Annotated in this window: 29 protein-coding genes and 2 pseudogenes; 18 read left to right on the plus strand and 13 right to left on the minus strand. The window is 67.1% G+C overall.

Features of this window, described 5'->3' with window-relative positions; translation table 11 throughout:
- Positions 1–45: 45 nt before the first annotated feature.
- A complete protein-coding gene (locus ACIN94_RS28450; protein WP_400712513.1) occupies positions 46–240 on the minus strand; it encodes a hypothetical protein in 195 nt (64 codons plus the stop codon).
- Between ACIN94_RS28450 and ACIN94_RS28455 the strand changes: the two genes are divergently transcribed.
- On the plus strand, positions 232–1275 hold the full coding sequence (locus ACIN94_RS28455; RefSeq protein WP_400712424.1) for an RDD family protein: 1044 nt from the start codon (positions 232–234) through the stop codon (positions 1273–1275). The two genes, ACIN94_RS28450 and ACIN94_RS28455, sit on opposite strands and share 9 nt — an antisense overlap.
- 285 nt (positions 1276–1560) lie before the next feature.
- Here the strand turns inward: ACIN94_RS28455 and ACIN94_RS28460 are convergent, their stop codons facing one another.
- The 3 genes from ACIN94_RS28460 to ACIN94_RS28470 are packed head-to-tail and all read right to left on the minus strand — an operon-like array spanning position 1561 to position 3214.
- On the minus strand, positions 1561–2541 hold the full coding sequence (locus ACIN94_RS28460) for an NAD(P)-dependent alcohol dehydrogenase (protein WP_400712427.1): 981 nt from the start codon (positions 2539–2541) through the stop codon (positions 1561–1563).
- On the minus strand, positions 2538–2753 hold the full coding sequence (locus ACIN94_RS28465) for a helix-turn-helix transcriptional regulator (protein ID WP_400712430.1): 216 nt from the start codon (positions 2751–2753) through the stop codon (positions 2538–2540). The genes ACIN94_RS28460 and ACIN94_RS28465 overlap by 4 nt, the downstream gene beginning before the upstream one ends.
- An 11-nt stretch (positions 2754–2764) precedes the next feature.
- Positions 2765–3214 carry a hypothetical protein gene (locus ACIN94_RS28470; RefSeq protein ID WP_400712433.1) on the minus strand — a complete coding sequence of 150 codons (450 nt, stop codon included), beginning with the start codon at positions 3212–3214 and terminating at the stop codon, positions 2765–2767.
- 292 nt (positions 3215–3506) lie between these two features.
- Here ACIN94_RS28470 and ACIN94_RS28475 point away from each other — a divergent pair, with 292 nt between their 5' ends.
- The 3 genes and pseudogenes from ACIN94_RS28475 (at position 3507) to ACIN94_RS28485 (ending at position 5571) form a co-directional block, all read left to right on the plus strand.
- Complete coding sequence (locus tag ACIN94_RS28475) at positions 3507–3815, plus strand: hypothetical protein (protein ID WP_400712436.1); 309 nt, start codon at positions 3507–3509, stop codon at positions 3813–3815.
- Positions 3816–3895: 80 nt separating this feature from the next.
- A pseudogene (locus ACIN94_RS28480) lies at positions 3896–4150 on the plus strand (integrase core domain-containing protein); the annotation flags it as partial.
- Between the two features lie 155 nt (positions 4151–4305).
- On the plus strand, positions 4306–5571 hold the full coding sequence (locus tag ACIN94_RS28485) for an MFS transporter (protein WP_400712439.1): 1266 nt from the start codon (positions 4306–4308) through the stop codon (positions 5569–5571).
- Positions 5572–5613: 42 nt separating this feature from the next.
- On the opposite strand, the gene ACIN94_RS28490 is transcribed toward ACIN94_RS28485, so the two are convergent.
- The 4 genes from ACIN94_RS28490 to ACIN94_RS28505 all read right to left on the minus strand — a co-directional run bounded on the left by ACIN94_RS28490 (position 5614) and on the right by ACIN94_RS28505 (position 9779).
- The gene (locus ACIN94_RS28490; RefSeq protein ID WP_400712442.1) at positions 5614–6798 is read right to left on the minus strand and encodes a MaoC family dehydratase N-terminal domain-containing protein; all 1185 of its coding nucleotides are present in this window, start codon (positions 6796–6798) and stop codon (positions 5614–5616) included.
- Positions 6799–6938: 140 nt separating this feature from the next.
- Positions 6939–8108: a MaoC family dehydratase N-terminal domain-containing protein gene (locus tag ACIN94_RS28495; protein WP_400712445.1), complete on the minus strand. Its 1170-nt coding sequence runs from the start codon at positions 8106–8108 to the stop codon at positions 6939–6941.
- Positions 8109–8154: 46 nt separating this feature from the next.
- Positions 8155–9510 carry an AMP-binding protein gene (locus tag ACIN94_RS28500; RefSeq protein WP_400712448.1) on the minus strand — a complete coding sequence of 452 codons (1356 nt, stop codon included), beginning with the start codon at positions 9508–9510 and terminating at the stop codon, positions 8155–8157.
- Positions 9507–9779 (minus strand): acyl carrier protein, encoded by a 273-nt coding sequence (locus tag ACIN94_RS28505; protein WP_400712451.1) that lies wholly within the window; start codon positions 9777–9779, stop codon positions 9507–9509. Before ACIN94_RS28505 ends, ACIN94_RS28500 begins: the two co-directional genes overlap by 4 nt.
- Before the next feature lie 1163 nt (positions 9780–10942).
- Here ACIN94_RS28505 and ACIN94_RS28510 point away from each other — a divergent pair.
- Positions 10943–11197: a sigma factor gene (locus tag ACIN94_RS28510; RefSeq protein ID WP_400712454.1), complete on the plus strand. Its 255-nt coding sequence runs from the start codon at positions 10943–10945 to the stop codon at positions 11195–11197.
- 14 nt (positions 11198–11211) lie between these two features.
- Positions 11212–11640, plus strand: coding sequence for an RDD family protein (locus ACIN94_RS28515; RefSeq protein ID WP_400712516.1), 429 nt, complete (start codon positions 11212–11214; stop codon positions 11638–11640).
- A 191-nt stretch (positions 11641–11831) separates the two neighbouring features.
- On the opposite strand, the gene ACIN94_RS28520 is transcribed toward ACIN94_RS28515, so the two are convergent.
- Together ACIN94_RS28520 and ACIN94_RS28525 are read right to left on the minus strand one after the other, a co-directional pair.
- Entirely contained in the window at positions 11832–12563 is a 732-nt protein-coding gene (locus ACIN94_RS28520; RefSeq protein ID WP_400712457.1) for a hypothetical protein, read from the minus strand.
- A 168-nt stretch (positions 12564–12731) separates the two neighbouring features.
- Positions 12732–13640 carry a hypothetical protein gene (locus ACIN94_RS28525; RefSeq protein WP_400712460.1) on the minus strand — a complete coding sequence of 303 codons (909 nt, stop codon included), beginning with the start codon at positions 13638–13640 and terminating at the stop codon, positions 12732–12734.
- A 110-nt stretch (positions 13641–13750) separates the two neighbouring features.
- On the opposite strand from ACIN94_RS28525, the gene ACIN94_RS28530 reads away from it, so the two are divergent.
- The 3 genes from ACIN94_RS28530 to ACIN94_RS28540 are packed head-to-tail and all read left to right on the plus strand — an operon-like array spanning position 13751 to position 16467.
- Positions 13751–14416: a response regulator transcription factor gene (locus tag ACIN94_RS28530; RefSeq protein WP_400712463.1), complete on the plus strand. Its 666-nt coding sequence runs from the start codon at positions 13751–13753 to the stop codon at positions 14414–14416.
- On the plus strand, positions 14413–15735 hold the full coding sequence (locus ACIN94_RS28535; RefSeq protein ID WP_400712466.1) for a sensor histidine kinase: 1323 nt from the start codon (positions 14413–14415) through the stop codon (positions 15733–15735). The genes ACIN94_RS28530 and ACIN94_RS28535 overlap by 4 nt, the downstream gene beginning before the upstream one ends.
- A 21-nt stretch (positions 15736–15756) precedes the next feature.
- Positions 15757–16467: a VOC family protein gene (locus tag ACIN94_RS28540; RefSeq protein WP_400712469.1), complete on the plus strand. Its 711-nt coding sequence runs from the start codon at positions 15757–15759 to the stop codon at positions 16465–16467.
- Between the two features lie 104 nt (positions 16468–16571).
- On the opposite strand, the gene ACIN94_RS28545 is transcribed toward ACIN94_RS28540, so the two are convergent.
- Positions 16572–17087, minus strand: a complete 516-nt coding sequence (locus ACIN94_RS28545) for a nitroreductase family deazaflavin-dependent oxidoreductase (protein WP_400712472.1) — start codon at positions 17085–17087, stop codon at positions 16572–16574.
- A gap of 351 nt (positions 17088–17438) precedes the next feature.
- Here ACIN94_RS28545 and ACIN94_RS28550 point away from each other — a divergent pair, with 351 nt between their 5' ends.
- The 4 genes from ACIN94_RS28550 (at position 17439) to ACIN94_RS28565 (ending at position 20809) form a co-directional block, all read left to right on the plus strand.
- The gene (locus ACIN94_RS28550; RefSeq protein ID WP_400712475.1) at positions 17439–18179 is read left to right on the plus strand and encodes an alpha/beta fold hydrolase; all 741 of its coding nucleotides are present in this window, start codon (positions 17439–17441) and stop codon (positions 18177–18179) included.
- Positions 18180–18190: 11 nt separating this feature from the next.
- On the plus strand, positions 18191–19033 hold the full coding sequence (locus ACIN94_RS28555; protein ID WP_400712478.1) for an alpha/beta fold hydrolase: 843 nt from the start codon (positions 18191–18193) through the stop codon (positions 19031–19033).
- A 268-nt stretch (positions 19034–19301) separates the two neighbouring features.
- Positions 19302–19886, plus strand: coding sequence for an isochorismatase family protein (locus ACIN94_RS28560; protein WP_400712481.1), 585 nt, complete (start codon positions 19302–19304; stop codon positions 19884–19886).
- 11 nt (positions 19887–19897) lie between these two features.
- Positions 19898–20809, plus strand: coding sequence for a GlxA family transcriptional regulator (locus ACIN94_RS28565; RefSeq protein ID WP_400712483.1), 912 nt, complete (start codon positions 19898–19900; stop codon positions 20807–20809).
- Between the two features lie 536 nt (positions 20810–21345).
- On the opposite strand, the gene ACIN94_RS28570 is transcribed toward ACIN94_RS28565, so the two are convergent.
- The gene (locus ACIN94_RS28570) at positions 21346–21933 is read right to left on the minus strand and encodes a hypothetical protein (protein WP_400712486.1); all 588 of its coding nucleotides are present in this window, start codon (positions 21931–21933) and stop codon (positions 21346–21348) included.
- A gap of 37 nt (positions 21934–21970) precedes the next feature.
- On the opposite strand from ACIN94_RS28570, the pseudogene ACIN94_RS28575 reads away from it, so the two are divergent.
- The 3 genes and pseudogenes from ACIN94_RS28575 to ACIN94_RS28585 all read left to right on the plus strand — a co-directional run.
- Positions 21971–22183 (plus strand): annotated as a pseudogene (locus tag ACIN94_RS28575) (IS256 family transposase); the annotation flags it as partial.
- Positions 22183–22545 carry a hypothetical protein gene (locus ACIN94_RS28580; RefSeq protein WP_400712489.1) on the plus strand — a complete coding sequence of 121 codons (363 nt, stop codon included), beginning with the start codon at positions 22183–22185 and terminating at the stop codon, positions 22543–22545. The pseudogene ACIN94_RS28575 and the gene ACIN94_RS28580, both read left to right, overlap by 1 nt.
- 69 nt (positions 22546–22614) lie before the next feature.
- Positions 22615–22761, plus strand: a complete 147-nt coding sequence (locus ACIN94_RS28585; RefSeq protein WP_400712492.1) for a hypothetical protein — start codon at positions 22615–22617, stop codon at positions 22759–22761.
- A gap of 162 nt (positions 22762–22923) precedes the next feature.
- Here ACIN94_RS28585 and ACIN94_RS28590 read toward each other — a convergent pair whose 3' ends face one another.
- Entirely contained in the window at positions 22924–23931 is a 1008-nt protein-coding gene (locus ACIN94_RS28590; protein WP_400712495.1) for a helix-turn-helix domain-containing protein, read from the minus strand.
- Positions 23932–24043: 112 nt separating this feature from the next.
- On the opposite strand from ACIN94_RS28590, the gene ACIN94_RS28595 reads away from it, so the two are divergent.
- Together ACIN94_RS28595 and ACIN94_RS28600 are read left to right on the plus strand one after the other, a co-directional pair.
- The gene (locus tag ACIN94_RS28595; protein ID WP_400712498.1) at positions 24044–25075 is read left to right on the plus strand and encodes a saccharopine dehydrogenase family protein; all 1032 of its coding nucleotides are present in this window, start codon (positions 24044–24046) and stop codon (positions 25073–25075) included.
- 112 nt (positions 25076–25187) lie between these two features.
- Positions 25188–25864 (plus strand): ISL3 family transposase (locus ACIN94_RS28600; protein WP_400712519.1); only part of this gene is annotated, 677 nt, incomplete at its 3' end.

A 25864-nucleotide genomic window follows, 5' to 3' on the forward strand; every position in this document is an offset into this window, starting at 1 on the left:
GCCATCCGTCAATAAACGACAACCTCGTCAAGTTATCAGCCCTTCTCAAACACGCTCCAGGCGATGGAGATCCTGTAACGCGAGCGCTGACCGAAAGGCCACACCGTAGCCCGGTGGGAAACCGTCTCTGATCCTTCTCAGGTGTGTGGTGCGGTGCCGGACCCGGCCATCGTGTCTCTGTTGCTTGCCGGGGCATCGTAAGGTGTCGCCCGCCAGGGCGAAAGGATCATTGTGCCGCAGTTCTCCCGGCTATCGCGGTCAGCGCTGTCGGCGTGGGTGGCGGCTGCGGCTGTCGCAGCCTTCCCGACATGGGAACTGTGGCGCGAGCGACTCGATCTTGAGGAGTTCGCCCGGACCCATGAAGAGTCCACCCAGATCTACGGGTACGTGTGCCAGTTCAGCAGTAGATCGGGGCTGTCACCGCTTGCCCCGCTGCGTCGTGATCTCGAAGCGGTCATGAAGAACGCGGAGGACTGGGCGGTACCCGCTCTCGTGGTCCTCCTCGGCCTCCTCACGTGTCTCGGCCGCAGAGATCCCGGGGTAACAGGCCGGCGGGTGGCGGGACTCCTCGTCCTGATCGCGGTCATCGGACCCCTTACCTCGCTATACAGCGAGCCGCACCCCTGCGGCGGGACAATCCCGCTGCTCAGCGCCGACTGGTTCAGCGTGGTGGCCGGTGCTTGGGGGATCACCCAGCTGTGTCTCCTGGCGGCCGCGGGGCTGGTGTTCGCCGCGTCGCGCGCGATGCGGCCCGTCACCGGAGAAGAGCCGGCTGCGTCACAGGCCGGGATGGTGTGGCGTCGGCCGGCGGCGGCCCTGGCCGACTACCTGATCGCCGTTGCCGTCCTGGGTGTCGTGGTGGGACCGGTCTGGTCCTTGATCGGCATCGACTCCGGGTTCAGGGTGGGGTTCGGGCTTCTGGGGCGGGTCGACCTGTTTCAGATCGGTACGGAGCCCGAGGAGCTGGTCATCCTGTCCGGGCTGTTCCTCTACTTCTGGGCGCAGCACGCCCTGTGGGGGCGGACGCTGGGCAAGCGGCTGCTGGGTGTTCGGGTCATCGCCGCGCGGACGGGCGGACGGCTGGGCGCGGGCAGGACCGCGCTCCGCACGCTGGTCTTCCCCCTCCTCGCCTTCGTCCCCGACGTCGGGTTGTGGTGTCTCCTCGCGGACGGGTTGTGGATGCTCCTCGATTCTGAAGGCCGGGTTCTTCATGACCGCTTGCTGGGTGCCGCGGTGGTGCGCGACCGGGTGAAGAACGCTCAGCCGCAGACCTGACCCGACATCATCTGCGTGATCTTGCTAACGCGGATGCTAACCACAGATCTGGATGGCCCTGGACGACCATGGACTGAGAGACCTCACAGAGCCTGTCCGATCAGGCCCGGAAGACGGCGGTGGACGGTCCTGGACGATCGTCCCTTAACTCGTAATGAAGGTCTGGGGTTCGATTCCCCAAGGCGGCTCCAGGTCAGAGGCCCCCACCGGACACCGGTGGGGGCCTTTTGCTAACACCTTGCCAACAGAACATCGCGTGTTCCGTCGCCGGCAGGCGGCGCGTATCTACACGGTGACGACGGCCTTGCCCTTCGCGTGGCCACCGGCGACGTGCCGGATCGCGTCGGGCGCGGCGACGAGGGGGTAGGTGTGGTCGATGACTGGCGTGACAGCGTCGGACTCGATGAGCCGGCGCAGCTCGTCGAGGTCGGCGGTGCGTACCTTGGCGATCAGGCCGCGCAGCCGTTGGCGCGTGACCATCGACAGCAGCGGTGCGCGCAGCATCGCCCGGTCGAAGCCGCCGAGCAGCGGGCCGCCACCGTTCTCGCCGCCGACGAGGACTAGCGTCCCGCGGGGCGTGAGCGCGCGCCGCAACAGCCGCAGCGGCCGGTTGCCGGCGGTGTCGATGATGACGTCGTAGCGGGCGCCGTGGCGGTCGATCTCGTCGCGGGTGTAGTCGATGACGTCGTCGGCGCCGAGGGATCGGACGAGGTCGGCCTTTCCCGTGCTGCACACGCCGGTCACGGTGGCACCGTACGCCTTGGCGATCTGCACGGCGAAGCTGCCGACGCCGCCCGCGGCGCCGATGACCATCACCTGCTGGCCGGGCTGGACGCTGGCGCAGTCGCGCACGGCCTGCAGCGCGGTGGTGCCGGAGATGGGCGTGACCGCGGCCTGCGCGAAGGAGAGGTTGGCCGGCTTGTGCGCCAGCCGCTGGCGGCGGGCGGTGGCGTACTCGGCGTACGAGCCGCTCTCGCAGACGCCGTAGATCTCGTCACCAGGGCGCAGGTCGGTGACGGCCGCGCCGACGGCCTCAACCACGCCGGCGAGGTCGAGGCCGCGTACCGGAACGGTGGGTCGGCGCAGGCCGAACCCGAACGTGCGCACCAGGTACGGGCGGCCGGTCATGAGGTGCCATACACCGGGGTCCACACCGGCGGCGCGGACCCCGACGAGCACCTCGTCGTCGTCGACCGGCGGCTGGTCGATGTCGCGCAGCTGCAGCACGTCGGCGGGGCCGTACACGTCCTGGACGATCGCTTTCATGGTGTCTCCTCGGGGGTGTTGGGGTGCTGGAACACGTCGTCGAGCCGCACGCCGAAAACGTGCGCGATAAGAAAGGCAGTCTCGAGGGAGGGCGAGTACCGGCCCTGCTCGATGGCGATCACGGTCTGCCGGGTCACGCCGATACGGTCGGCGAGTTCGGCCTGGGTCATCTCGTCGTGCGCGAAGCGCAGCGCCCGGATCGAGTTGGTCACGCGGGTCGGCTTCACCACTGCGGCAGCCGCCCGTGGTACATGCCGATCTTCGCGACCGAGCCGAGGACCGCCGACAGCACGAACGCCAGATAGATCATGTTGGCGATCCAGAACCGGTCCCACCCCGCCATCGCCATCAGCATCGCCGCGACCGCACCGATCACGAGGAACGACTGGCCGACGTGGTCGCCCAGCTGGCCGATCTGCCGGTCCCGCGCGTCGGCCACGCGCGACGCCTTCGGGCTCACCATGCCGATCGCCATCTCGGCCACTATGTTTGCCATGATCGACGCACCCACCGTCCACAGCAGCACCCCGGCGTACGGGACCTCGGTCAATTGCCGCCCGCCTGCGCGGCTCACGACGATCGTCACGTAGACCGCGTACGCCACCACGGCAACCACCAACATGATCCACGCGCGCTTCTCTCGATGTGCCATGGCCAGCCCCTCGGTGTACAAAATGTTTGACACCACGAAGGTAACCGATGCTTGACATCGTGTCTAGAATTTTTTACACCGACCTAAGCCGGACGCCTGGCCGCCGGGCGCATGCCCACGATCAAAGGACTGAGCCCTGACGGCGGTCGATCCATGACTCGGGGCGCCTGAAACCGCCTCAACTGCCGCCGGCCGGGCGTCACATCGCGTGACGACGTACGGTGAGGTCGAACGCGCGGTCGCGCCGAGTTCAGGACGCGGCGCCGTGGCAAGGCGGTAGATCACGAACTGATGGCACCGGTAGGTTGCGCGCATGTCTTCCCACCTCAGCCAAGGGGCGTCAGGAGCGATCCGTCGCTTTGCCGGTTGGGTTGCGCGTGGCTCGGTCGGCCACCCGATGCTGGAGGGCATCAACTACTGGGGCGAGCTGAAGGATTCGCCCTCCCAGATGGAGACCTGCTTCGCCATCTTCGCCAACGTCCTCGAACTCGACGAGCACGGAGAGCCGATCAACGAAAAGTATGCCGAACGCCGCGCCGCGACGTTTCTCTACCAGTACTGCACAGGGACGCTTCCTCCCGGAGAACCAGACCTCGAGTTCTGGGAGGTCGAGCTCTACTGAGAGCTGATGTTGGGGCTGCCAACCGTCCATGGCCGGTACGGCCTCCTCCTGGTGAACCAAGCGGCGTGGTCTACGTCGCCTCCATCGGCACCGTCGGCGATGCGCTCGACAATGCACTGATGGAATCGCAGATCGGCCTCTACAAGACCGAGCTGATTAAGCCCCGAGGGCCCTGGCGCAGCCTGGCCGACGTCGAGTTGGCCACCGCCGAATGGGTCGCCTGGTTCAACGCCACCCGCCTGCACTCAGCGACCGGGCACCTGCCACCGGAGGAGTTCGAAGCTCTCTACTACGCTCAATACCAGCCCAACGAACCCGTCGGAATCAACCGTTGAGGTCTCCATCAAAGTCGGGGCGGTTCAACGTGTCCCTTGAGGCGTGACCACCGACGCTGGTAGGACTTGACGAAGTACGCTGCCAAGGCCGGTACGTTCAGCGCGCGCCAGAGTGCTATCCCCCGGACGTCCAGCCTTCACGGCAGGATCCCCGCGTGACGCAGACGAAGGACCCGGATGGCGAGCCCACTCGCCCGTTGTGGCGCGACCGCGACTTCGGCATATTCTGGGGCGCCCAGACGCTTTCGGTGGCTGGAGACTCGTTCGCCTATATCGCCGTCCCGCTGCTGGTGCTGCACGCGACCGGGTCCGTCGCGCAGATGGGTTTGCTGACGGGCGTGTCGGGTGCGGCCTCGATCGGCACCGGTGTCTTCGCCGGGATCCTGGTGGACCGGCTCGACCGGCGAACCTTGCTGATCTGCTGCGACCTCGCCCGGATGGTGTTGTACGGCCTTGTCGCGCTGGCCTGGGCATTCGGTCCGCAGGTCTGGCTGCTGTACGTGGTGTTGCCGATCGGCGAAGCCGTGGGAATGGTCTTCCAGGTCGGCTACGTGACCGTGGTGCGCGGTCTCGTCGGCGACGACCGCGTCACCGAGGGGAACGGCCGGCTCTACGCGACAGCCGCAGCTGCCGGGGTCCTCGGGCCGCTGCTCGCGGGCGTGGTCGCTGGACGGTTCGGCCCGGCCGCCGCGATCGGCATCAATGCGGCGACCTTCGGGGTGTCGGCGCTCGGTATCTCCTTCATCCGGCTTGGCCGGCGAGCTGCGGGCTCGGCCGACGCCGCCTCGCCGCCTCGCCAGGGGTCTTGGCAAGAGTTGCTGACCGGAGCCCGGTTTCTGTGGCGGCACCCGGTGCTGCGCACACTGACCGTCCTGCTCTCCTTCTCCACCTTTCTCACGTTCGGCCTGACGGACGTCATCATCTACCACCTGAAGCACGATCTCGGCGAGCCCGATACCACCGTCGGGACCGTGTTGGGGGTTGCCGCGTTCGGCGCGATCGCCGGCGCGACCCTTGCCGCTCCTTTGCGCAGGACAACGGGCTTCGGCCGATCCTGGATCGGTGCGTATGGACTGTGCGGACTCGCCGTCGCCGGGTTCGGAGCCTCCGGCGGCGTCTGGAGCGCCGCCGCTCTGGCAGCCGTCTACCTCGGCTGTGTCAGCGTGGCGGGGATCTGCTCGATGTCGTTACGCCAGCAGGTGACCCCGGATCACTTGCTCGGCCGGGTCACCTCGGCCTTCTGGACCATCCACTTCTCCCTGGGGCCGGCGGGCGCGGCGGTGCTCGGCTGGGCCGCCGGACGGTACGGCGTCACCATGGTCTGCCGGATCGTCGGCGCGGGTTGCCTGCTCATCGCGGGGATCGCCCTTTTCACCCCTGCTCGCCAGGCCAACCCCGAGCGGTCGGCGGCAGCCCCATAGGAGTGCGCCCGGGGCGGGGTGTAGTGCGACCGGCGGGGATCCCTAGAACCATCCAGCCCGACGGTGCACGTCGAATGGCACGTACTCCGGGCGGTCGGTATGGGGAACCGGCAGGACCGGCTGGCCTATGGCCGCCGAGGGCAGGAACACGGTCGCGTAACCGAGGCAGTGGACCTCGTCGCGCTGGTTGAGACCGACGATCTCGACGGCCACCGCCGGGTACGACACGGTCCGCCCCGCTGCGTCTGTCTTCTCCGCGACGTACTTGCGGATCACCTTCCCCCCGTAGATCGCCGCGTCGCCGTAGAAGATCGGCCTGTTCATGGTGGTGTACATGCGGTGCACGAACGCGTTGTCGCCCGCCCAGTTGGTGAGCAGCCGGATCGGTGCCTGCGCGCGCTGGATGCCAAAGTCGAAGGGCAGCGGCTGGCACCGATACGGCGCGAGATACCTGTCCTCGTGCTCGTCGTAGGGGGTGTAGGGCCATCCGGTCACGGGATGGGTCCGGGCGAAGGCCGGGTGCTGGCGACACCGCCGGTAGGCAGGCCGGAACGCACGCACCAGGCGCGTGCCTTCCAGGGTGGCGAGGAGCCCATGGTCCAGCGACTGATAGGTCAACGCGTCGTGGATGCTGTACGGGGGCTGCACGATGTTCGGCAGCTCGTCGCCCTCGTCGACTTCCTCCCAGGACAACACGCGAGCACCCCGGCGCTGCTCCTTCTCAAGCGCCTCGCTGAGTTTCTCGATCTCAGCGGCTGAGTAGTGATGAGGCTCGTGGTTGTAGAGCATCCGCTCGCCCAGCCGCTCGACCGGCATCACCCGGGTCCCACCCATCTGCTCCACCGGCAAATGGATAAGGCGTCCGTAGGCCTTCGCTGTCAGCGCACCGCAGTTGGTCCAATAGAAGGTCTCGGAATGATGGAAGATGACCTGCCCCTGCCGCCCACGGGCGATGATGAGCTCGCGTGGGATCTTCGACGAGGTGAAACGCATGCCGGGACGCAGCACGTCGTAGAACTCCCACGCTACCCCCGACAGGAAGTTCGCCACGGGATATCCCTGCGGTCGCTGCGCACCATGGTCGGCCGGAAAACGGGCGTGGATGAGGATGGTCGGAGGGGCGACCTGACTGCCCAGCCAGGACCGTTCCCCATAGGTCGGATCCGTGTAGAGCGGGTTGTCCTCGCCGATGGCGTAGGCGTACCGCCGGATCAGATCCTCTGTCAAGATCAGCGCGCTGGGTACAGGGACGGCGTTGGGATCCAAGGGCGCGGGATGTGGCGGCGGGCGGTCTTCAGAGCTTTCCTTGTGGAGGAGTTGCCTGCTTCGCTCGATGAACTCTGCCAGGGCTTCGTCGAACGTCTGCATCAGTTCTCCAGGGGTGCATCGCAGGTCAGTCCTCCCCGTACGGGGAGCCTGACCGGCTTTCCGTGGTCCGGCAAGAACACGACGGCGTGAGCCTCCACGACGGGCTCGCCGAGCTGGTTCCTTCCCACCACCCGGAGAGTGATCGCGTGGTAACGGGTCCTCGCCTCATCGGTCGCTGTGTGGCGGTCGATGACCGTTCCGGTCAGCCGCAGAGCGTCGCCATAACGGAAGGGCTGCATGATGCGCACGCTCAACTGCCGCAGGAACGCGTCGTCACCCATCCAGTGCGTCACATGCTGGCCGGCGAGCGTGAACAGCAGACCTCCGGGCGCGCTGGGCCCGGCGGGAGCCGTGGCCGCGGAATCCAGCGAGGTCTCGGCCCGGTCCCAGACCGGCCACCCGGTGACCGGATTCGCCGCCCGCCGTCCCTTGAGCTCGGCCAGCCGCGCGTAGTGCAGGTTGCCGGCTCGTACCGGGCGGCCCTCGGCGAAGACCCACAGCTCGAGGTCGGACAGCGTCAGCGGACCCTTCAGGATGGTCGGTGTCGCCTCCCCCACGGCAACGTCGCTCCAAAAGCGCGGGACCGCGCCTCGGGAGGGCTGTTCGGTGTCCAGCTCCCGCACCATTTGCTCGACGTCGGCGGGCTCGTACCGGTGGATCGAGCGGCGCGGGAACAACGAAGGGTCCTCGTCGAGCGTGGCAACCTCAACCTCCGCCCAACCGCGCGCGAACCCTACTCCGTTGCGTTGGTATTCGACGGTGGAGAGGACGCAGGCCCGGGCCTGGCCGGCCGCGGCGAGGCGTCGGGTGACATCGCTCACGCAGACGCGCCCGACGAGGGCATCACCCAGCCGGACGGTGTCGTCCCAGCTAAGGTGCAACGAGCTTAGCGTGCCGGTCAGCCGGTGCTCTGTCAGGTCCAGCACCCCGGCCGAGGCCGGCGCGCGGACCGCCAGGACGAACGTCGGGGGCGCGAGCATCGTGTGGTGGACCGAGCTCGCGCCGTACCGCACATCGAGGTAAAGCGGGTTGTCATCACCCGACGCGTCGACGAATCGGCTGATATTGATCCAACTTGCCACGTCGACACCCGGTTCGACGTCGGGGGCCACGTAGCCGATGACCCTTCTGCTCGACTGGATCAGTCGCTCGATCTCGTCTTGTTCCACTGTGTCGTCCTGCCCCGCAGGAGAGGTGTCGACGCGGATACCGGTATCAGTCATCACTGGTCGCCAGTTCGTCTGCAAGCGTTCCATAGTCGGTCTTGCCGGTGCTGGTCAGCGGGAGCCGATCGACGTCGAGGACGCGGATGAAACGGGTCGGTATGCGGATGAGCTCGCCCGCGTGCTGCGACAGCTCACGCCTCGACGTCGTGGCGTCACCAGCCGCCCGCGCCAGGACCAGCCGCCCCGACAGTTCCAGGGCGGCCACCCGGCCATGTGCCACCAACAACACCTCCAGCTCGTCGAGGTTCACGCGCTGACCGCTCAGCTTCGCTATGCGGCGCTTACGGCCAACGATCGAGTAGAAACCCTTGTCGTCGACGCTGGCGAGGTCACCCGTCGCGAGCCGGCCGCGGTTGAAGTCGCCGGAGGCGAGATCCGCTCGCCGTCGCGCGTACCCCAGCATGACGTTGGGCCCCTCATAGAGCAGTTCACCGTCGTCGGCGAGCGACAGGCGGCCACGGGGAACCGGCACACCCACGCGATCCGGCTTGTCCAGCACCCGGTCGGGCGGTACATACGCGATCCGCGCGGTCGCCTCGGTCTGGCCGTACATCACGACGAGCCGTCCGCCCCGTTCGATCATGTGACGTCCGAAGTGGAGCACCGTCTCAGGCTCCATCCGGCCGCCGGCCTGGGTCAGGGTCCGCAGGTCCGGCAGGGCGGTGTCCTCGAAGCCGACCCGGGTGAGGATTGTGTAGGTGTAGGGCACACCGGCCAAGGAGGTGCACGCGTGGTCCCTCATGGCCTCCCAGAACCGTGGCTGCACGAGGTTGGCACCAGGGAACACGACTGACGCCCCGGCGAACAGGTGGGAGTTGAGGACCGAAAGTCCGTAGGAGTAATGCAACGGAAGGGCCTGTACAGCCCGTTCGTCGCCGTCGATGTCGAGGATCTGGACGATCTGTGCGGCATTGGCATCGATGTTGTGTCGGCTGAGCCTTACGTACTTGGGGCTGCCCGTGCTTCCTGACGTGCTGAGGAGGACCGCCAGCTCGTCGTCTATGGGCCCGTCCGAAAGGTGGAGCCGTTCGCAGCCATCGCCATCCAGCAGGAACTCGACCTGGTAGAGATCCAGGAGGCGGTCGATCGCGTCCCTGTCAGCGGCGCCATCGAGCATCATGACCGCGTGGCCGGCCGCCATCGCGCCGAGATAGGCGATGGCTGACTGCGCGTCCGGACGACATAGGCAGGCCACCAGGGACTTGTGTCGGCTGGGGATGGCCGCGGCTCGTCGGAGGACATCGGCCGCGAGCTCGGCATAGGTCCAGCTCCGGTCGGCGCGCACATCCACGAGGGCCGTACCAGACGGTGGCCGGTCTAACCACCTCAGAAGCGCTGGTCTCATGAGCCGGCGCGATCCTTGGACCTCAGGACGGCGGCAGCGGAGGCGTAACTGTCGATCTCCAGCACATCCTTCTCCCCAAGCGATACCCCGAAGGTTTCTTCAAGAGTGATGACGAGCGACATGTGGCCCAGCGAATCCCAGTGTTGATGCTGCCCGAAGACCAACGTGGTCACGTCGGTTTCCGCAGGCAGATCCAGCCCCACCTTGAAGGCCTTGGACAACATCTGGTCGAAACTGGACCCGTCTTGCGCAGAATTCAGCGACGACATTCCGGATCCCCGTATTCCTGGCAGTCGAAATTCCTGATGTCTTGAGCCGCCTAGTTCGATCAATAGGTAAGAAGGCCGTACGGTATGGCCGGTGGTACGCATCCGAAGGCCCCGACCGCAGCCGGTGGAACAGACGTCGACCTAACTGCCAATCCACCGCCGGTTCGCCCGCGACCATGCACGGCGTCTCGCGACCGCTGATCGGTCGGACCGCGCTCCACCAGATGACCCGCCGCATCAGCCGCGACTGTCCCACTCGGGGGCGCGCACGCTGCTCACTCGAATACATCCGTTGAACAGCATGATCACCTCTCAAACATGTTCTTAGACACTAGTAAGCGACGTACTGGTTTCTCCCCCTCAGCGCGGGTGACTGAACATCGGCTGGTCCGCCGCCGATGCGGGTGCGGGGTCGTCAGCTGCGCTGATGCCCCCGCCGGGGTGGAACTGGCGCATTTCGACGGGACCGGGTCCCGGGTATGGATGGTCGGTGGTCGCCCTGTTGCCGACATCGGTGGGGGACGGTCCGCCGGTCTCCGTTCCCCAAGGCCCGGGGGACAGGAGGTGAGGCCTCGCCAGCCGGCGACCGACGACCTGGGCGCCTCCACGCTGGCGCCGGATGAGCTGAGCCGGACCATCTAGTCAGGAAGCTGCGGCACCCACTCCAACATCGAATTTCCCAGCGTCGCCAGCGCCCACAACGCGCCCGCAGCGAGTGCGGTACCCAACAGGAGCGTCATCACGATCAGTTTCACCAAGGCGCGCCGGGAGGACCGGGCGCGGCGCTGGAGAGTCATCATGGCATCAGCCAAGCAGGCGGGCGGGCGGCGTACCAGCCCCAGGGCTTTTGTCGATCTTGTGCAGCGGTGAAATACAGCAATGGGGTCAGCCGACGTCGATTTGGCCCGGCCTGACCGGGGACCGCCTTTACCGTTGGGATTAGCACGTGCTGCGCGTGCTAATCCCAACGGTAAAGGGCTAAGAGCTTGGGAAAGGGCCGTACCTCGGGTCGGGATGGGGGCGGTTAGTGCGGATTGATGGGAGCTGGGCGGACGAGTCCACTGCGGCGGAACTCCTGGTTGCGGCTCGGGCCGGTGACGACGGTGCCTTCGGACGTCTGGTCGGACCGCTGCGGGACGAGCTGCACGCGCACTGCTAACCGGATGCTGGGGTCCGTCCATGACGCAGAGGACGCCGTACAGGGGGCTCTGGTCCGAGCCTGGCGCGGTCTGGAGCGGTTCGAGGACCGCGGTTCGGTCCGGCCGTGGCTGTACAAGATCGCGACCAACAGGTGCCTGGCACTGATCGAGCGCAGGGGGCGTCGCGAGCGATACGACCTTTCAGTGGAGAAGATCCGGTCCCGTCACAGGCCGGGACGGCATGGCGTCGACCGGCGGCGGCCCTGGCCGACTATCTGATCGCCGTTACCGTCCTGGATGTCGTGGCGGGACCGGCCTGGTCCTTGATCGGCACCGGCTCCGGGTTCAGGGTGGGGTTCGGGCTCCTGGGGCGGGTCGACGTGTTCCAGAGCAGCGTGAAGCCCGCGGAGCTGGCCGTCCTGTCTGGGCTGTTCCTCTACTTCTGGGTACAGCACGCCCTGTGGGGGCGGACGCTGGGCAAGTGGCTGCTGGGTGTTCGGGTCGTCGCCGCGCGAACGGGCGGACGATCGGGCGAGGGGAAGGCGGCTGTTCGCACGCTGGTCTTCCCCCTCCTCGCCTTCGTCCCCGACGTCGGGCTGCTGTGCCTCCTCGCGGACGGGCTGTGGATGCTCCTCGATCCGGAAGGCCGTGTTCTTCATGACCGCTGGCTGGGTGCCGTGGTGGTCCGCGGCCGGGTGAAGGACGATCAGCCTCAGACATGAACCACCGCCGCGTGATCTTGCGAACGCGGATGCTGACAACAGGTCTGGATCGACCTGGACGACCATGGACTGAGGGACTCCGTAGAGGCCGCTCGACCAGGACCGGAAGACGATGGTGGACGCTCCTGGACGATCGTGTTCTAACTCGTAATGAAGGGGTCTGGGGTTCGATTCCCCAAGGCGACTCCAGCTCAGAGGCCCTCACCGGACACCGGTGTGGGCCTTTTGCTAACACCCTTGCTAACAGCAGCTTGCTTGATCGGCCAGCTTGGGCTTTTGAGGTCGAGGAGCGTGAACGCCTCGGCGACCCATGTCCCTTCCAGTCGATTGCTGGTGATCTTCTTGAGGGTAGAAGAAGCGGACTCCGCCTTGGTAGCCGGGCTGCTGCTCTTGGCGAGAAGATTGGCGGTGTAGGCGGCCAGAGCCTTGAACGCGATATAGGGCGGGGCTTCCGAGCCGGTCCACCGTACCGGCAGTCTCTCTTTGCCGCTCATCGTGTAGAGCCGTGACCGGAGGTCCTCATTGTTCCGAATCGACTCACGAAGGCTCTGAAAGCCCTGCCGGAAGCAGCCCACAAGAATGCAGTCACGGTCAGAGAGGTCTCGTTCAGAGGCGATCCTGACAAGAAGCGACTCCAGCCGGCCCTCTGCCTCGGCAGCACGCCCCAGCACTTCACGCCGGAACTCGTCATTCTCAGGGAGGCCCTTGCGGGCACCGCTCCATAGCTTCCATATGGCGAAGAACTGTCCGTAGATCTCATAGAAGACGCTGAGAGCCACGAGATCGAGCTCTCGGCGCTTCTTGCGCTCGTCCCAGCGAGCGGTGAGGCGATTGCCGACGAACCACCCGAGGGAAAGCGTCAGCAGGGCGACGACCAGGTTGGGTATCGCTTTAACGGCCTCTGTCCACAGTGCAGAACTCATGCAGCCCCCTCGCCTTCGGTCTACTGATGGATCGGGGCCGAGGAGCAGAACGTGTCAGGCGTCTTAGTTCGGATTCACGGCCTTAGCGGGTGTCTGAGGCCGATCTGAGGTTCCTCCCGAGGGGTGGGCGTCAATGCCGTCACCTTCACGCCGACGGCATTGGTGTCCTCACTTCGAGGGGAAGGCGCTGCCCCTGTCCGAGCCGACATGGCCACTCGACGCCCCCTTGAGTGAATTGCGGGCGCCCCGCTGTCCTGCCCGCACCGGGCGGCGATTTTCCTGGTCTCTCCTGCTGATGGTCAGGAAGAGGACGAAGCTCACGATGGTGACCAGGAACAGTGCGCTGGTGGCGACCGTCCCCAACCCCAGACCGCCGTCGTCGCTCGGCTGCGACAGGTAGTCCCCCAGCGAGGCTCCCAGGGGGCGCGTGAGGATATAGGCGATCCAGAAGGTCAGAATGGCGTTCAGTTTGAACGTGGCATAGACGAGGGTGACGATTCCGATCAGCACGGCGAACACCAGGGCTGACACGGGGTATCCCAGATCCAGACGCTCGGCCACGAGGTCACCCGCTGCCGTTCCCAGCGCGAAGGTGAACAGGATGGCCGCCCAGTAGAAAATCTCGCGCCGCGAGGTGTGGATGGTGTGGATGGACAGGGTTCTCTCGCTGACGTACCACGCCGCGAAGATCGCGGCCAGCGCGAAGCTGAAGACGGTCGTGGTGGTCTCCAGCGAGACCCCGAAGTTGTCGGTCAAGTTGTCGGTGATCAGCGTGCCGACGACGCTGATCAGGACTACCGCGAGCCAGTAGATTCCCGGCACGTACCTATGAGCCCTGAATTGGAAAAACAGGGTGACGATCAGTAGGCCGGCCATGATGTAGGTGGTGTTGGTCAGGCCCAGGTTCAGGTTGGTGTTGAGGAAATCGGCGGCGGTCTCGCCCACGGTTGTGCAGAGGATCTTTATGACCCAGAAGTAGATCGTGACCGCTGGGACCTTGTTGGCTGTTTCCCTGCCCCACCAGGAGATCTCATGTCGTGCGGTAGTCATCATGCGGGCAAGGCTGACATGCCGCACCTGAACACAACCTGACTGCGTCGCAGGCGACATTGTCCTTTATCACTTTCACGCGTCGCGTAATCTGGCGTACCGCACCCGACCGCCGTGTGAAAGGGGGGAACGATCTCTTGGCTCCGAGCGTCGCGATCGTCGAGGATGACCTGCCCCTTCGCAGCGTGCTGAGCCGCGGTCTGCGCGAGGACGGATTCGAGATCCCCATCTGCGTGTCCAGCGGGACTGATCTGCTGCGCTGTATCGGAGACTCGTCCCCCGACGTGTTCGTCGTCGACATCGGCCTTCCCGACGTTGACGGCCGTGATCTCTGCCTGGCCATGCGGGCGCGTGGTGTGCAGGCGCCGGTGCTGTTTCTGACCGCGCGGGGAAGCGTCACAGACAGGTTGTCGGGCTTTCACTCCGGTGCCGATGACTATCTCCCCAAGCCGTTCCATTTCGAGGAGCTCGTCCTACGGCTGCACGCCCTGGTACGGCGCGGCAGCGGTCTCCCTCGGGCATCCGTCGGGCTTCATCTTGATCCTGCGGCCCACGAGGTGCGTCACGGCGACCGCGGGGCCCTCCTGACTCCGACGGAGTTCCGTCTGCTGGCGGCTCTGCTGGCGCGCCGCGGGGAGGTCGTCCGCCGTCATTCGCTGATTCACGCGGCCTGGCCACCAGGCGCCATGGTGCATGACAACACCCTGGACGCCTACATCGTGCGGCTCCGCCGCAAGCTCGACGGCATCGGCCAAGCCTCGGCGATCGCGACAGTTCGCGGCGTCGGATACTCGATCACGTGATCCGCCGCAGGCTCGTCGTCACAGCCACAGCCATGCTCGCCGTGGCACTCGCGGCGCTGACCATCGGGTTCTACGCGGTGCTCTCCTGGCGACTGGAGGGGAACGCCGACGGTGTCCTGAGGGCCCGTGCAGAGGCGGCGGCGGCTACGGTCACGACCCGGGACGGTCGGCTGGTGCTCACGGAGACGCCCTTCGACGAGGCCCTCGACAATGGACTATGGGTGTTCGACTCCGGCGGCGCCCTGGTCAGTGCCCCGTCCAGGCCAAGCCGGCTGGATCGGCTCGCGCAAGATCTCGGAACCTCCTCGCGTGCCACGTTCCGTGATGCCGGCGAGGATACGCGGATGCTGGCCCTGCCCCTGCACGACGCCGAGACGCCCGACGCCACGGTAGTGGTCGCCCTGTCGCTGGTCCCGTACGAGAACGCTGAGCGCACAGCATTGATCGGCGCACTGGTCTTCGACGTCCTGATTCTCGCACTGGGTGCGCTCTTCGTCCGCCGCGCGGTGACCCAGGCCCTACGGCCGGTCGCGCAGATGACCACCCAGGCCGCCACGTGGTCGGAGCGGGATCTCGACCGCAGATTCGGTCTCGGGCCACCCCGCGACGAGCTGACGGGGCTGGCCTCGACCCTGGACAGCCTGCTCGGCCGGCTGTCCGCGGCGCTCCGCCACGAGAAGCGCGTCACCGCGGAGATCGCGCACGAGCTGCGTACCCCGCTTGCCCAGCTACGGCTGGAGACCGAGATCGCGCTCCGTCAGGAACGCTCGGTCGCGCAACTGCGGGCCGCCCTTCGGCATGTCCTCGACGGAACCGACCGGATGGCCGAAGCGCTCGAAACCCTGATCGGCCTGGCGCAGCAGAGCATCAACCCGTCCACCGGCACGTCCACAGCCACCGACGTGGCGGTCGAAGCGGTCGAGGCGGTGCGAGCGTGCCACGCGCCGGGACGAGAGATCCGGCTCGACCTGGGGCGCTCTGCGAATCTGGTCGTCGGATGCGACCGTGAGGTGGTCCTGCGCATGCTCCAGCCGTTGCTGGACAACGCCTTGCGTTACGGGCGTTCGACGGTCGTACTCGGCGTCTCGCACCATGAGAACCACGTGATGTTCACCGTCGCCGACGATGGGCCTGGCTTCGGCGCTGACGAGGTGGAGGCCGTTTTCGGGCCGGGGGCCCAGGGAAGCGCGGCCAGGCCTGGTGAGGGCGCCGGTCTGGGTCTGGCCCTGGCTCGCAGGCTGGCCGATACCGCAGGCGGCAGCCTGACTGCCAAGATCTCACAGGGCGGCTTGGTCGAGCTGCGCCTTCCGGCGGCATGAGGGTCATGCGATCATGCTGAGGTGGATCAGGAGCCTGGGAATTCCGGAAAGAGACTGAGCCGACGGGAGATCTCCGAGGCTGTCCATGACCTGGGGTGGCGTTACGTCCTGGGGGTCGTACGGACGTCGGTGCCGGTGGCGTCATTGACGCAGGCGGCCGAGGTCGCCGCACGCGCGGTGGCCGCGGCCGGTGACGGCGGCGAGGTAAGTCTGTGGATGGACCTCCGCCGGGATCGGGTGGTTCTCACGCTGCAGTCGCCGGCCACCGGCTGGGTGACACCGCTTGAGATCGAGCTCGCTCATCGGATCTCCGCGGTCGTAAGCAGGCTCGGGTTGCGTACCGACGCCGAGGTCGACAGCCGGGGATCACGGTCGGTCCAGATGGTCGAGCTCGCGATCGATGCGCTCGATATCGCGGCGATCCGCCCATTCTGGAAGGCGGTCATGGGCTACGGCGACGAGGCCGGCGCATCGGGGAGTACGGATCCGCTGGTCGATCCCGTCGGTCAGGGGCCGGCGATCTGGTTCCAGCAGATGGACGGGCCGCGACCGCAACGCAACCGGATCCACCTCGACATCTCCGTTCCGCATGATGAGGCACCCCACCGGGTCAAGGCCGCACTGGCCGTGGGCGGAGTACTTCTGTCCGACACCAGGGCACCCGCCTTCTGGGTGCTGGCGGACGCGGAGGGCAACGAGGCGTGCGTGACGACATGGCAGGGCAGGGACTGACCTCCCCGAAGAGCCGTAAGGCCATTCCGCGCATGATGCTGAGTACGTGACGGGCACCGCGGCGGAGTTCAGCCCCCCGCGGGCCCCTGTCAGGTGTTGCTGTCCTAGCTGTCTTCGGCCGTGTTCGCGGGAGGAGCCGGCGGCCACGGAACCTCGGCCAGGAGGGGGAGAAGCGACTCTTCCTCGTAGTCGAGGTGCGCGTTCAGCTCCGTTGACATCTTTTTCAGCACCACGACCGGCAGGGGCCGGGTGGTCTGGGCCTGGTAGTCGCCATATCCGGGAGCCACCCGCACGGCATGCTCGAACAGTTCCTCGCGCCGGGTCCCCTCAGCGGGGACCGCGAGGGCTTGGAAGGTCTGGGTGCCGATCTCCACCCGTACCACGGGGTGGGCGAGCAGGTTGTGGTACCAGCCGGGGTGATGCTGGGCACCGAGGTTGGACCCGATGAGCAGCAGGGAATCGCCGTGGCGGACGTAACCGAGGGGAGTGGTCCGCTCGATCCCCGACTTCGCGCCGGTGGTCGTCAGCAGGAGCAGATCCCCGCCTTCGAAGGGGCCACCGACCATCCCTCCGTTGGCGCGGAACTCCTCGATGACCGATTGATTGAAAGACGTGGGCATACGGTTTTCTTCTCCGGGAATGGCAGACGCACGGCACACGTCACACGTGACGGTGCCGGGAAGTGTGATGGGGCGAAAGACGACGTGCGGCTGCGCTACGTCATGTACAGGGCGCGGAGTATGAACTCATGGCGGACTCCCTGAGTGAAGGGTGTTCGCCCGATCGCCGACCGGCCCACTGCTCTTTGGCCGGCGTCACGCGACACCTGCTCTATTACACGCACGCGACAGTCGCCTGTCAACGCGGAAGATCACGCGTCTGCGTCGCGGTTGCGTTCCCGGCGCCTCGGCGTGAGGTCTCACGCGGCGATCGGCACTGAGATTGTCGGACTGCTCCGCTACGTTGCCGCCATGACGGAATTCGTACTGGTCGCAGGTGCGTGGCTCGGGTCGTGGGCGTGGGACGAGGTGGTGCCGGAGCTGCGTGCGGCCGGCCACGGCGCCCACCCGTTGACGCTGTCCGGTCTCGCTGACAAGCAGGGCGTGCCGGCCGGGCAGCAGACCCACGTCCAGGACATCGTCGACGAGGTCGAACGTCACGACCTGCGCGACGTCATCCTGGTCGGGCACAGCTACTCGGGCATCCCGATCGGTCAGGCCGCCGAGCGGATCGGCGACCGGCTGGCCCGCGTGGTCTTCGTCGACTCCAACGTTCCAGCCAACGGCGAGTCATTTCTGTCCGGCTGGCCGGACGGCCGGGCGATGATGGAGGCCTCGATCGCCGAGAACCAGGGCTTCTGGGCGCCGCTGACCGCAGCCGACGCCGACGGCCAGGGCCTCACCGGCGAACAGATCGCCCGGATCGTGGGCGGCTCGACGCCGCACCCGGGCGCCACGCTGACCGAACCGGCCGTGCTGGCACGCCCGCTCGGGGAGCTTCCGGCGACGTACATCAAATGCCTGCTCGACGGCGACAAGCCGAACGACGACGTGGCCAAGCTGCTGACCAGCGAGCACTGGCGGCTGGTCGAGATGGACACCGGCCACTGGCCGATGTTCTCCCAGCCGCGCGAGCTGGCGCGGATCCTGCTCGACGCGGCCACGGCGACACACCCGGCATCGCGTCACGCCCACTCTTCTGATCTGCCCTAGGGGGCCCGTCCATGGTGTCCGAGCGGGATGTACGACTGACGGATGGCCGGCTGGTACGGGTCCATGACACCGGCGGTGGGGACGCGCCCGACGCGTTGACACTGCTCTGGCACCATGGCTCGCCGCAGACCGGCGCTCTTCTCGAACCGCTGGTGTCGGCCGCCGGGGCACGGGGCATCCGGCTGCTGTCGTACGGCCGGCCCAGCTATGGCGGGTCAAGCCCTCATCCGGGCCGGGACGTCGCGTCGGCGGCCGCCGACGTCGGACAGATCCTCGACGCACTGGGCATCGCCCGGATCGCGGTGATGGGTGCGTCCGGCGGGGGTCCGCACGCCCTCGCGTGTGCCGCCCTCCTGCCTGATCGAGTGATGGGCGCGGTCTGCCTGGCCGGGCTGGCTCCGTTCACCGAGAGCTTCGACTGGTACGCGGGCATGATCTCCGACGGTGGTCTGCGCGCGGCCGCCGCGGGACGCGGAGCGCGAGAACGCTATGCGGCCTCCGACGACTTTGACGAGAACAGCTTCACCCCGGCGGACTGGGCGGCGCTGAAAGACACCTGGGCCTCGTTGGGCACTGACGCTGTGCGGGCGAATGCCGCCGGCCCCGACGGGCTGATCGACGATGACCTGGCCTTCGTCGCTCCGTGGGGCTTCGAGGTGACGCGGATCGACACGCCTGTCCTGCTCGTGCAGGGGGGTCAGGATCGAATTGTGCCGCCCGCGCATGCCGACTGGTTGGTGCGGAACTGTCGGCTGTCTGAGCTCTGGTTGCGCCCCCGCGACGGCCACATCTCGATCCTCGGCGCCATCCCGGTGGCCATGGACTGGCTGCGCGCCCAGAACGAACTGCTCTAGTACGGCAGCCGCCATTCGTTAGCTGAGCTGGATGTATGCGGTGGTCAAGCGGGCGCGGCGTGGAACCATCGGGCGCGTGCTTGGTGTCGGCGGCGTTGAACAGGCGCTTGATCTCCGCGATCGTCAGCGGGATCATGCCGGGGTCCCCGGGTGGCTGCTGGCCGGGCCTGGTGGGTGGCGGGGCTTGAGTGTCGGTACGCCAGATCGGTCCGCAGGCTGCCCGATTAGTGCCTTCAACACGCGGCCTTCGCCGCCGGATCCTGGACGGGTGAACAGAGCACTCGTCGTCATCGACGTCCAGGAGTCCTTCCGGCAGCTTCCCGACTGGGAATTCGTCTCGGAGCCGAACATCGTCAGGCAGGTCAACCGGCTGGTGGCAGCCGCGCGGGCACAAGGTGAGTTGATCGCGTGGGTGCTGGGTTCGCGGCCCGGATCAGGCACGGTGTTCGACCCGGCCCGCGGGTACGTCCGCCTGATGGAGGGACTCGCCCCTCTCGCGGGCGAGCCGGTCATCACCAAGACGGCGCATAACGCCTTCACCACCACGAACCTCCACCAGCTGCTCACCACCAAGGACATCAGGGGACTGACCGTGTGCGGCATCAGGACCGAGCAGTGTTGCGAGACCACCACCCGGATCGCCTCAGACCTGGGATTCGATGTCGTCTTCGCCACCGACGCCACGGCGACGAGCCCGATCCCGCACCGCGACGCACCGGCGGATCTGCCGTTCTCGCAGCTCGTGCAGGACCCGCGGACTCTAGGAGTGGCCGATATCATCGCTCGCACTGAGTACGCGCTGGCCGGCCGGTTCGCCACCATCCGAACCGTTGATCAGCTAGTCGGAGGTTAGGTTCAGCGACTATGCCGCGTGTCGTCTTCCTTCTCATTCCACTGGTCCACCTCCTCGACGTGGCAGGACCCGCCCAGGTCTTCTCTACGGCGGTGGATCTCGGCCACGCCTACGACATCGTCTACGTCTCCGCGGACAAGGACGTCGCCACCGTGCAGGGGCTTCCGCTCCGCGCCCAGGAGGAATGGCCCGACCTCGACGCCGGCGACCTCGTCATCGTGCCGGGCTGGCGCGGACCCACGCGGATGGCGGACGCCGAAACCTTTCATCGGTTGCGCGAGCATCACGCGACCGGCGGCACGGTCGCCGGTGTGTGCGCGGGCGCCGACGCGCTCGGCAAGGCCGGACTGCTCGATGGACGCCGCTGCACCACCCACCACACGATCCAGGACGAACTGGCGCGCCTGTACCCCAAGGCGCACGTGGTCAGGGACGTGCTGTACGTCGCAGATGAGCGGGTCGTGACCTCCGCGGGAGTGGCCAGCGGCATCGACGTGGCCCTGCATCTTCTCAGCACCCGCCACGGCCCGCACACCGCGGGGCAGGTGGCGCGCGCCATGGTGGTCCACGCCCACCGTGCCGGCGCGGCTCGGCAGATCAGCATGATGTTCCGGCATCGTTCGCACGTCGACGAGACCGTGCACCGTGTCCAGGACCTGATCGACACGCGCTTCGCCGAGCGCCTGCCGCTCAGCCTGCTCGCCGCGGCGACGGGCTGCAGCGAGCGGACCGTGACCCGGTTGTTCCGTGACGCGACAGGCCTGACGCCGCTGGCGTACCAGAGCGCGCTGCGGCTGGAGCGAGCCGAGCACCTGATCGGGCAGGGGGCGACGACTGAGGTCGCGGCGCGCGAGGTCGGCTACGAGGACGCCAGGATGCTACGCCGTCTGCGTGCCCGCACCAGCGCGCAGGCGGCTGTCTGACGGACTCGAGGTCCGCGTGGGCGCCTCCGACGCTCGCCGACATCCTCAGCGCCATCATCATCAGCCGCCTGCGCGCCCCCAACGGAGCGATACCACTGGTCGCCTCCTACGACGTCCGCGAGAAGGTCTGGAACCCGCCGATGCCGCTGCTGTTCCAACGCGACATCGGCTCCGAACACCGTGCATTCACGCCGACCGCGATCCGAAAACTGCTCATCAACGCCCTGGCCGCCACCGGCCTGACCGATGCCGACGGCGAGGTCCTCACCTTCTCACCCCACGACTTCCGGAGGATCTTCGTCACCGAGGCCATCATGAACGGCCTGCCACCGCACATCGCCCACCTGATCGCCCGCATCGCCGAAGCGAAGCGCGAAGGTTGGCTCGGAGAAGTCGAAGGGCTCCAGGTCAGCCTTCTCGGCGCCACCAGCAAGCTCGCCCAGCTCGACGGGCTCATCAAGAGAAATACGACCGCTGCGCCGTGCTCCCGTCAGCGCGCAGCACCTGTCGGCCTTGTTGGGAGGAACGGTGCCGACTCAACGCCAGCCGGGATTTCGACTCGGCAGGAACGTTCCGAACAAGGACTCGTACTGCTCACCGGTTTCGACCGTCAGTACATGATCTGGTTCGGTGCTGGCTACCGCATCGCGCAGTCGGGTCAGCAACACCGGAATCGGTGCCAGTTCGAGCGACAGCGCCGTCGCGACTTGGATCCGCTGCGCGCCGATTCCTGGACGGTCCTCCGCCAGGTCTCGCTCCAGGTGTTCGGCTGCGGTCTGCATCGCGGCCAGATCTCCGCCACCGGAGAACTTCAGGCAGTCCCACCAGCACGGCAGGCCCACCATGATCTCCATTGCTTCGGCGAGGCTTCCGCCGACAAGGCCGGCCTGACCCTCGGAGCTCGCATACAGCACTGGGCGAGTCGTGCTGCGATCGCCGCACAGAAAGAAGGTCCCGCCGGTGAAGTCGCCGGCAACGCCGTCCAGCGGAAGTCCGGACGACAGGCTGACCGGCTCTCCGTGGTCTCCGCGCGTGAGGTCAAACTCGCAGACCGACCAGAGCAGTTCGGCGAGGCCACGGTCTTGGCGGATCAAGTCCAGAATGCTGTCGACGAAATCGCCCACGTCACAAGTATGATCAAATCGAAAGCTCAAGATAACGATCGAGTCGACCTCCGCCACCGTCCGGCACCGGACCAAGGTGACCAAGGGGCCGGGCTCACGCGCTGCCGGACCGGCCATGGCCTTCAAGCTGATCGAGTCCGCCCAGGCCCGCTGGAGAGCGGTGAACGCAATCCACCTCGTCGCCCTGGTCCGTGCCGGAGCCTGCTTTGAGAAGGGACGCCTGGTCGAACGTGAGGAGCGGGCAGCCTAATGACAACCCCCGAGCCGCTGACCGATGAGGAACTGGCCGCGATCGAAGAACTCGCCGAGGCGGCAACTCCAGGGCCGTGGTTCATCCGGCACCTCGACGACGAGGCGGCCATGAACCTTGTGGCCATCAGCACCGTTCCCGATACCGGCCATGGTGAACGGTGGCCGGACTTCGATCATCGCGAGATCGTGGCCGCAACCCTCATCCAGCACCCTCGCTACGTCGACGTCGCCGACGGACGCTGGGATGAGAACGCCCAGTTCATCGCGGACGCCCGCCAAGACATCCCTCGGCTGATCGCCGAAATCAAACGACTCCGTCAGCTACTCGCCCAAGAGGGCCACCAAGACCTCGAGGCGTAATAACGCTCACCACCGATCCACAGGTATTGACAATTGCTCGCGTTGCAACCGGCGGCGCACGGTCTCGTCATGGCTGCCCTGGCCATCTGCGCGGTCAGCGCCGCTGCTCCCCGCACCCTGTTGCTGGAACACACCGCCCACTGGTCAGCTTGGCGACGCCGCCACCAAGCCCGAGCCCGCTGGTTCCACCGTCATGCCCGCCTGGTCATCGCATAAATCCAGCTCAGCTAACGAATGGTGGCTGCCGTAGTGGCCACATCAGGCAACGTTTGCCCTATTAATGACGGTGCGTAGGCGCCGGGACGCTGCCACTCCGCGGCAGAAACCCATTCCACAGACGCTTACCGCTTAACCTGCAGAAACAGGATCACGCGGAGATCAACTCATACACCACTTCGCTGGACGTGACCGTTGGTGGCGCTGCCCGCTGTCGTTCGGGCCGGGGTGGGTCCGCGAGCGGAAGGTACGGCGGTAGGTGTCCGGAGGCACGCCGACCGTGCGGTTGAAATGCCGACGCAGTGTCGTGGCGGTGCCCATGCCGGTGGCCGCCGCGATGGTGTCGATGCTGTCGTCGGTGGTCTCCAGCAACTCCTGGGCGTGGCGGATCCGCTGAGTCAGCAGCCATTGCAGCGGGGTGGTACCGGTCACCGACCTGAAGTGGCGGCCCAGGTTGCGCGAGCTCATCCGCGCCTGGCGGGCTAGGTCCTCCACGGTCAGCGGATGGTCCAGCCGTTCGATCACCCAGGGGAACAGTTCGGCGAGCGGGTGGTTGTCCGGGGCGGGCACCGGGGTGGTGACGAACTGGGCCTGGCCGCCGTCCCGGTGCGGCGGCACGACCAGGCGGCGGGCGACCGCGTTGGCGATCGAGGAGCCGTGGTTGAGGCGGACGAGGTGCAGGCACAGGTCCATGGCCGCGGCTTTGCCGGCGGAGGTGAGCACGCTGCCGTTGTCCACGTAGAGCACGTCCGGGTCGACCTCCACCCGGGGGTAGCGGGCGGCCAGAGCCTCGGTGTGCGCCCAGTGCGTGGTCGCGCGCTTCCCGTCCAACAGGCCGGCGGCGGCCAGCACGAACGCGCCCGTGCAGAGGGAGACCACGCGCGCGCCTGCCTCGTGGGCCGCGCGCACAGCGTCGACCAAGTCGGCGGGTGGGTCCTCGTCGACGTCGGCCCAGCCCGGGACGATCACGGTGTCGGCGTGCTGGAGCTGGTCGAGCCCGAGGTCGGGCTCCAGCCGGAATCTGTCGACCCGTACGGCGACTGGCCCGCAGACGGTGACGTCGTACCAGGGGACCGTTACGCCAGCCGGGGCAGCGGCGAAGATCTCGTACGCCAGGGACAGTTCGAAGTGCAGCATTCCGTCGGTGACGGCCAGCGCGACAGTGTCCATGTCCGGAATTGTACGGGTCATGGCGTTCCGGACACTCGCGTCGAGATGCCCGCCCTTGTCAGGATGTTCGCGACAGATCACAGCAGATCATTTGAGCATGGGGGGAGAACCCATGACATCGGGGATTACGGTGGCGGTGTTCGGCGCGTACGGGCACACCGGACGCTTTGTGGTGGCACAGCTGCGGGATCGCGGGTTCGTCCCGGTTCTGTCCGGCCGCGACGCCGACAAGCTGAAGATGCTGGCGGCGTCCGAATCCGGGCTGGACGCCCGCCCGGCGTCGGTCGGTGACCCGGCCTCGCTCGACCGCGCACTGGCCGGCGCGGCGGCCGTGATCAACTGTGCCGGACCCTTCGCCACGACGGCCGCCCCCGTGATCGAGGCGGCACTGCGCGCCGGGATCCCGTATGTGGATGTGGCGGCCGAGATTGAGGCCAACGTCGATACGTTCACGCACTTCGCCGACCGCGCCCGGGCCGCAGGAGCGGTGATCGTCCCTGCGATGGCCTTCTACGGCGGCCTCGGCGACCTGCTGGCCACCGCCGCGATGGGTGACTGGAGCGCGGCTGACGAGGCGCACATCGCGTACGGGCTGAGCAGTTGGCACCCCACCGCCGGGACACGTGTCGCGGGCGCGGTCTCCCGGCAGCGGCGGGGCGGCCGACGCGTCCGCTACACGAACGGGGGGCTGGAGTACCGCCATGACGACCCGCCGACCCTGGAGTGGTTCTTCCCTGACCCGATGGGGCCCCGGGCCGTCATCGGGGAGTTCACGATGGCTGACGTCGTCACCGTTCCCAGCCACCTGTCCATCCCCGAAGTGCGCACCTACATGACGGTCGAGGCGGCCAGAGACATATCGGACCCGGACACACCAACGCCGGCCCCGGTCGATGAGCGTGGCCGGTCCGCGCAGACCTTCCTCGTCGATGTCATCGTGCGCTCCGGCGGCAGTGAACGGCGCGCTGTGGCAAGCGGCCAGGACATCTACGCCGTCACTGCGCCGCTTGTGGTGGAAGCGGTTGACCGCATTCTCACCGGACGGACCAGGACGGTCGGTGTCGCCTCCGCCGGCGAGATCTTCGACGCCCCCGACTTCCTCCGCGCGCTGTCCCCGTACATTTCCCTGGAACTGCGTCCGTAGCGGGGACTGTACGGGTGGTGTGGTTTTCGGCTCTGTCCCGTATTCGGTGGTGGCGCTGCGTGATCACCTGCCAGCCTGAGACGTGCTGGAGATCGACGATCTGATGGGTGTGGTGTTTTCGGGTCTGTCTGCCCTGGTCATTGAGGATGTGGAGAACAAGGACGATCACATTCGGATCATGGCCCGTACTCAGGATGAGCCGGTGCCGTGCCCAGTGTGCGGGGTGCTGACCGGCCAGGTGCATGGCTTCTGCGGCCGGACGGTCGCGGACGTCCCGGTCGACGGGCGGCGGGTGGTGGTCTCGGTGCGAGTGCGGCGGCTGGTCTGTCCGGCACGGGGATGCCCACGGCAGACGTTCCGTGAACAGGTGCCCGGGCTGCTGGAGCGCTATCAGCGCCGTACCAGCCGGCTGACCGGCCAACTGGGCGCGGTGGTGAGAGAGCTAGCGGGCCGGGCGGGCGCTCGCCTGTCACAGGCGCTGGACGTCGCGGTGTCGAGGTCCACGGCGCTGCGGCTGCTCATGCGGTTGCCACTGCCACCACTGCGGATCCCGAGGGTGCTCGGGATCGATGATTTCGCCCTGAAACGCCGCCACCGGTACGCCACCATTCTCACCGACGCCGAGACCGGCGAGCGCATCGACGTTCTGCCCGGTCGCGGTGCCGACGCCCTTGAGGCGTGGCTGCGTACCCACCCCGGAGTGGAGATCGTCTGCCGGGACGGTTCGGGTGCCTACGGCGAGGCGATACGAAGGGCGTTGCCCGACGCGGTGCAGGTCAGCGACAGGTG

The sequence above is a fragment of the Streptosporangium sp. NPDC087985 genome (assembly GCF_044741965.1).
GTDB lineage: Bacteria > Actinomycetota > Actinomycetes > Streptosporangiales > Streptosporangiaceae > Streptosporangium.

What these genes read in the sequence shown, in the direction of transcription:
- ACIN94_RS28475 (WP_400712436.1), top strand. Translation starts at nt 3,507, where the DNA reads ATGTCTTCCCACCTCAGCCAAGGGGCGTCAGGAGCGATCCGTCGCTTT.
- ACIN94_RS28550 (WP_400712475.1), top strand. Translation starts at nt 17,439, where the DNA reads ATGACGGAATTCGTACTGGTCGCAGGTGCGTGGCTCGGGTCGTGGGCG.
- ACIN94_RS28505 (WP_400712451.1), bottom strand. Translation starts at nt 9,779, where the DNA reads ATGTCGTCGCTGAATTCTGCGCAAGACGGGTCCAGTTTCGACCAGATG.
- ACIN94_RS28565 (WP_400712483.1), top strand. Translation starts at nt 19,898, where the DNA reads ATGCCGCGTGTCGTCTTCCTTCTCATTCCACTGGTCCACCTCCTCGAC.
- ACIN94_RS28500 (WP_400712448.1), bottom strand. Translation starts at nt 9,510, where the DNA reads ATGAGACCAGCGCTTCTGAGGTGGTTAGACCGGCCACCGTCTGGTACG.
- ACIN94_RS28585 (WP_400712492.1), top strand. Translation starts at nt 22,615, where the DNA reads ATGGCTGCCCTGGCCATCTGCGCGGTCAGCGCCGCTGCTCCCCGCACC.
- ACIN94_RS28580 (WP_400712489.1), top strand. Translation starts at nt 22,183, where the DNA reads ATGACAACCCCCGAGCCGCTGACCGATGAGGAACTGGCCGCGATCGAA.
- ACIN94_RS28595 (WP_400712498.1), top strand. Translation starts at nt 24,044, where the DNA reads ATGACATCGGGGATTACGGTGGCGGTGTTCGGCGCGTACGGGCACACC.
- ACIN94_RS28590 (WP_400712495.1), bottom strand. Translation starts at nt 23,931, where the DNA reads ATGGACACTGTCGCGCTGGCCGTCACCGACGGAATGCTGCACTTCGAA.
- ACIN94_RS28555 (WP_400712478.1), top strand. Translation starts at nt 18,191, where the DNA reads ATGGTGTCCGAGCGGGATGTACGACTGACGGATGGCCGGCTGGTACGG.
- ACIN94_RS28460 (WP_400712427.1), bottom strand. Translation starts at nt 2,541, where the DNA reads ATGAAAGCGATCGTCCAGGACGTGTACGGCCCCGCCGACGTGCTGCAG.
- ACIN94_RS28545 (WP_400712472.1), bottom strand. Translation starts at nt 17,087, where the DNA reads ATGCCCACGTCTTTCAATCAATCGGTCATCGAGGAGTTCCGCGCCAAC.
- ACIN94_RS28520 (WP_400712457.1), bottom strand. Translation starts at nt 12,563, where the DNA reads ATGAGTTCTGCACTGTGGACAGAGGCCGTTAAAGCGATACCCAACCTG.
- ACIN94_RS28510 (WP_400712454.1), top strand. Translation starts at nt 10,943, where the DNA reads ATGCTGGGGTCCGTCCATGACGCAGAGGACGCCGTACAGGGGGCTCTG.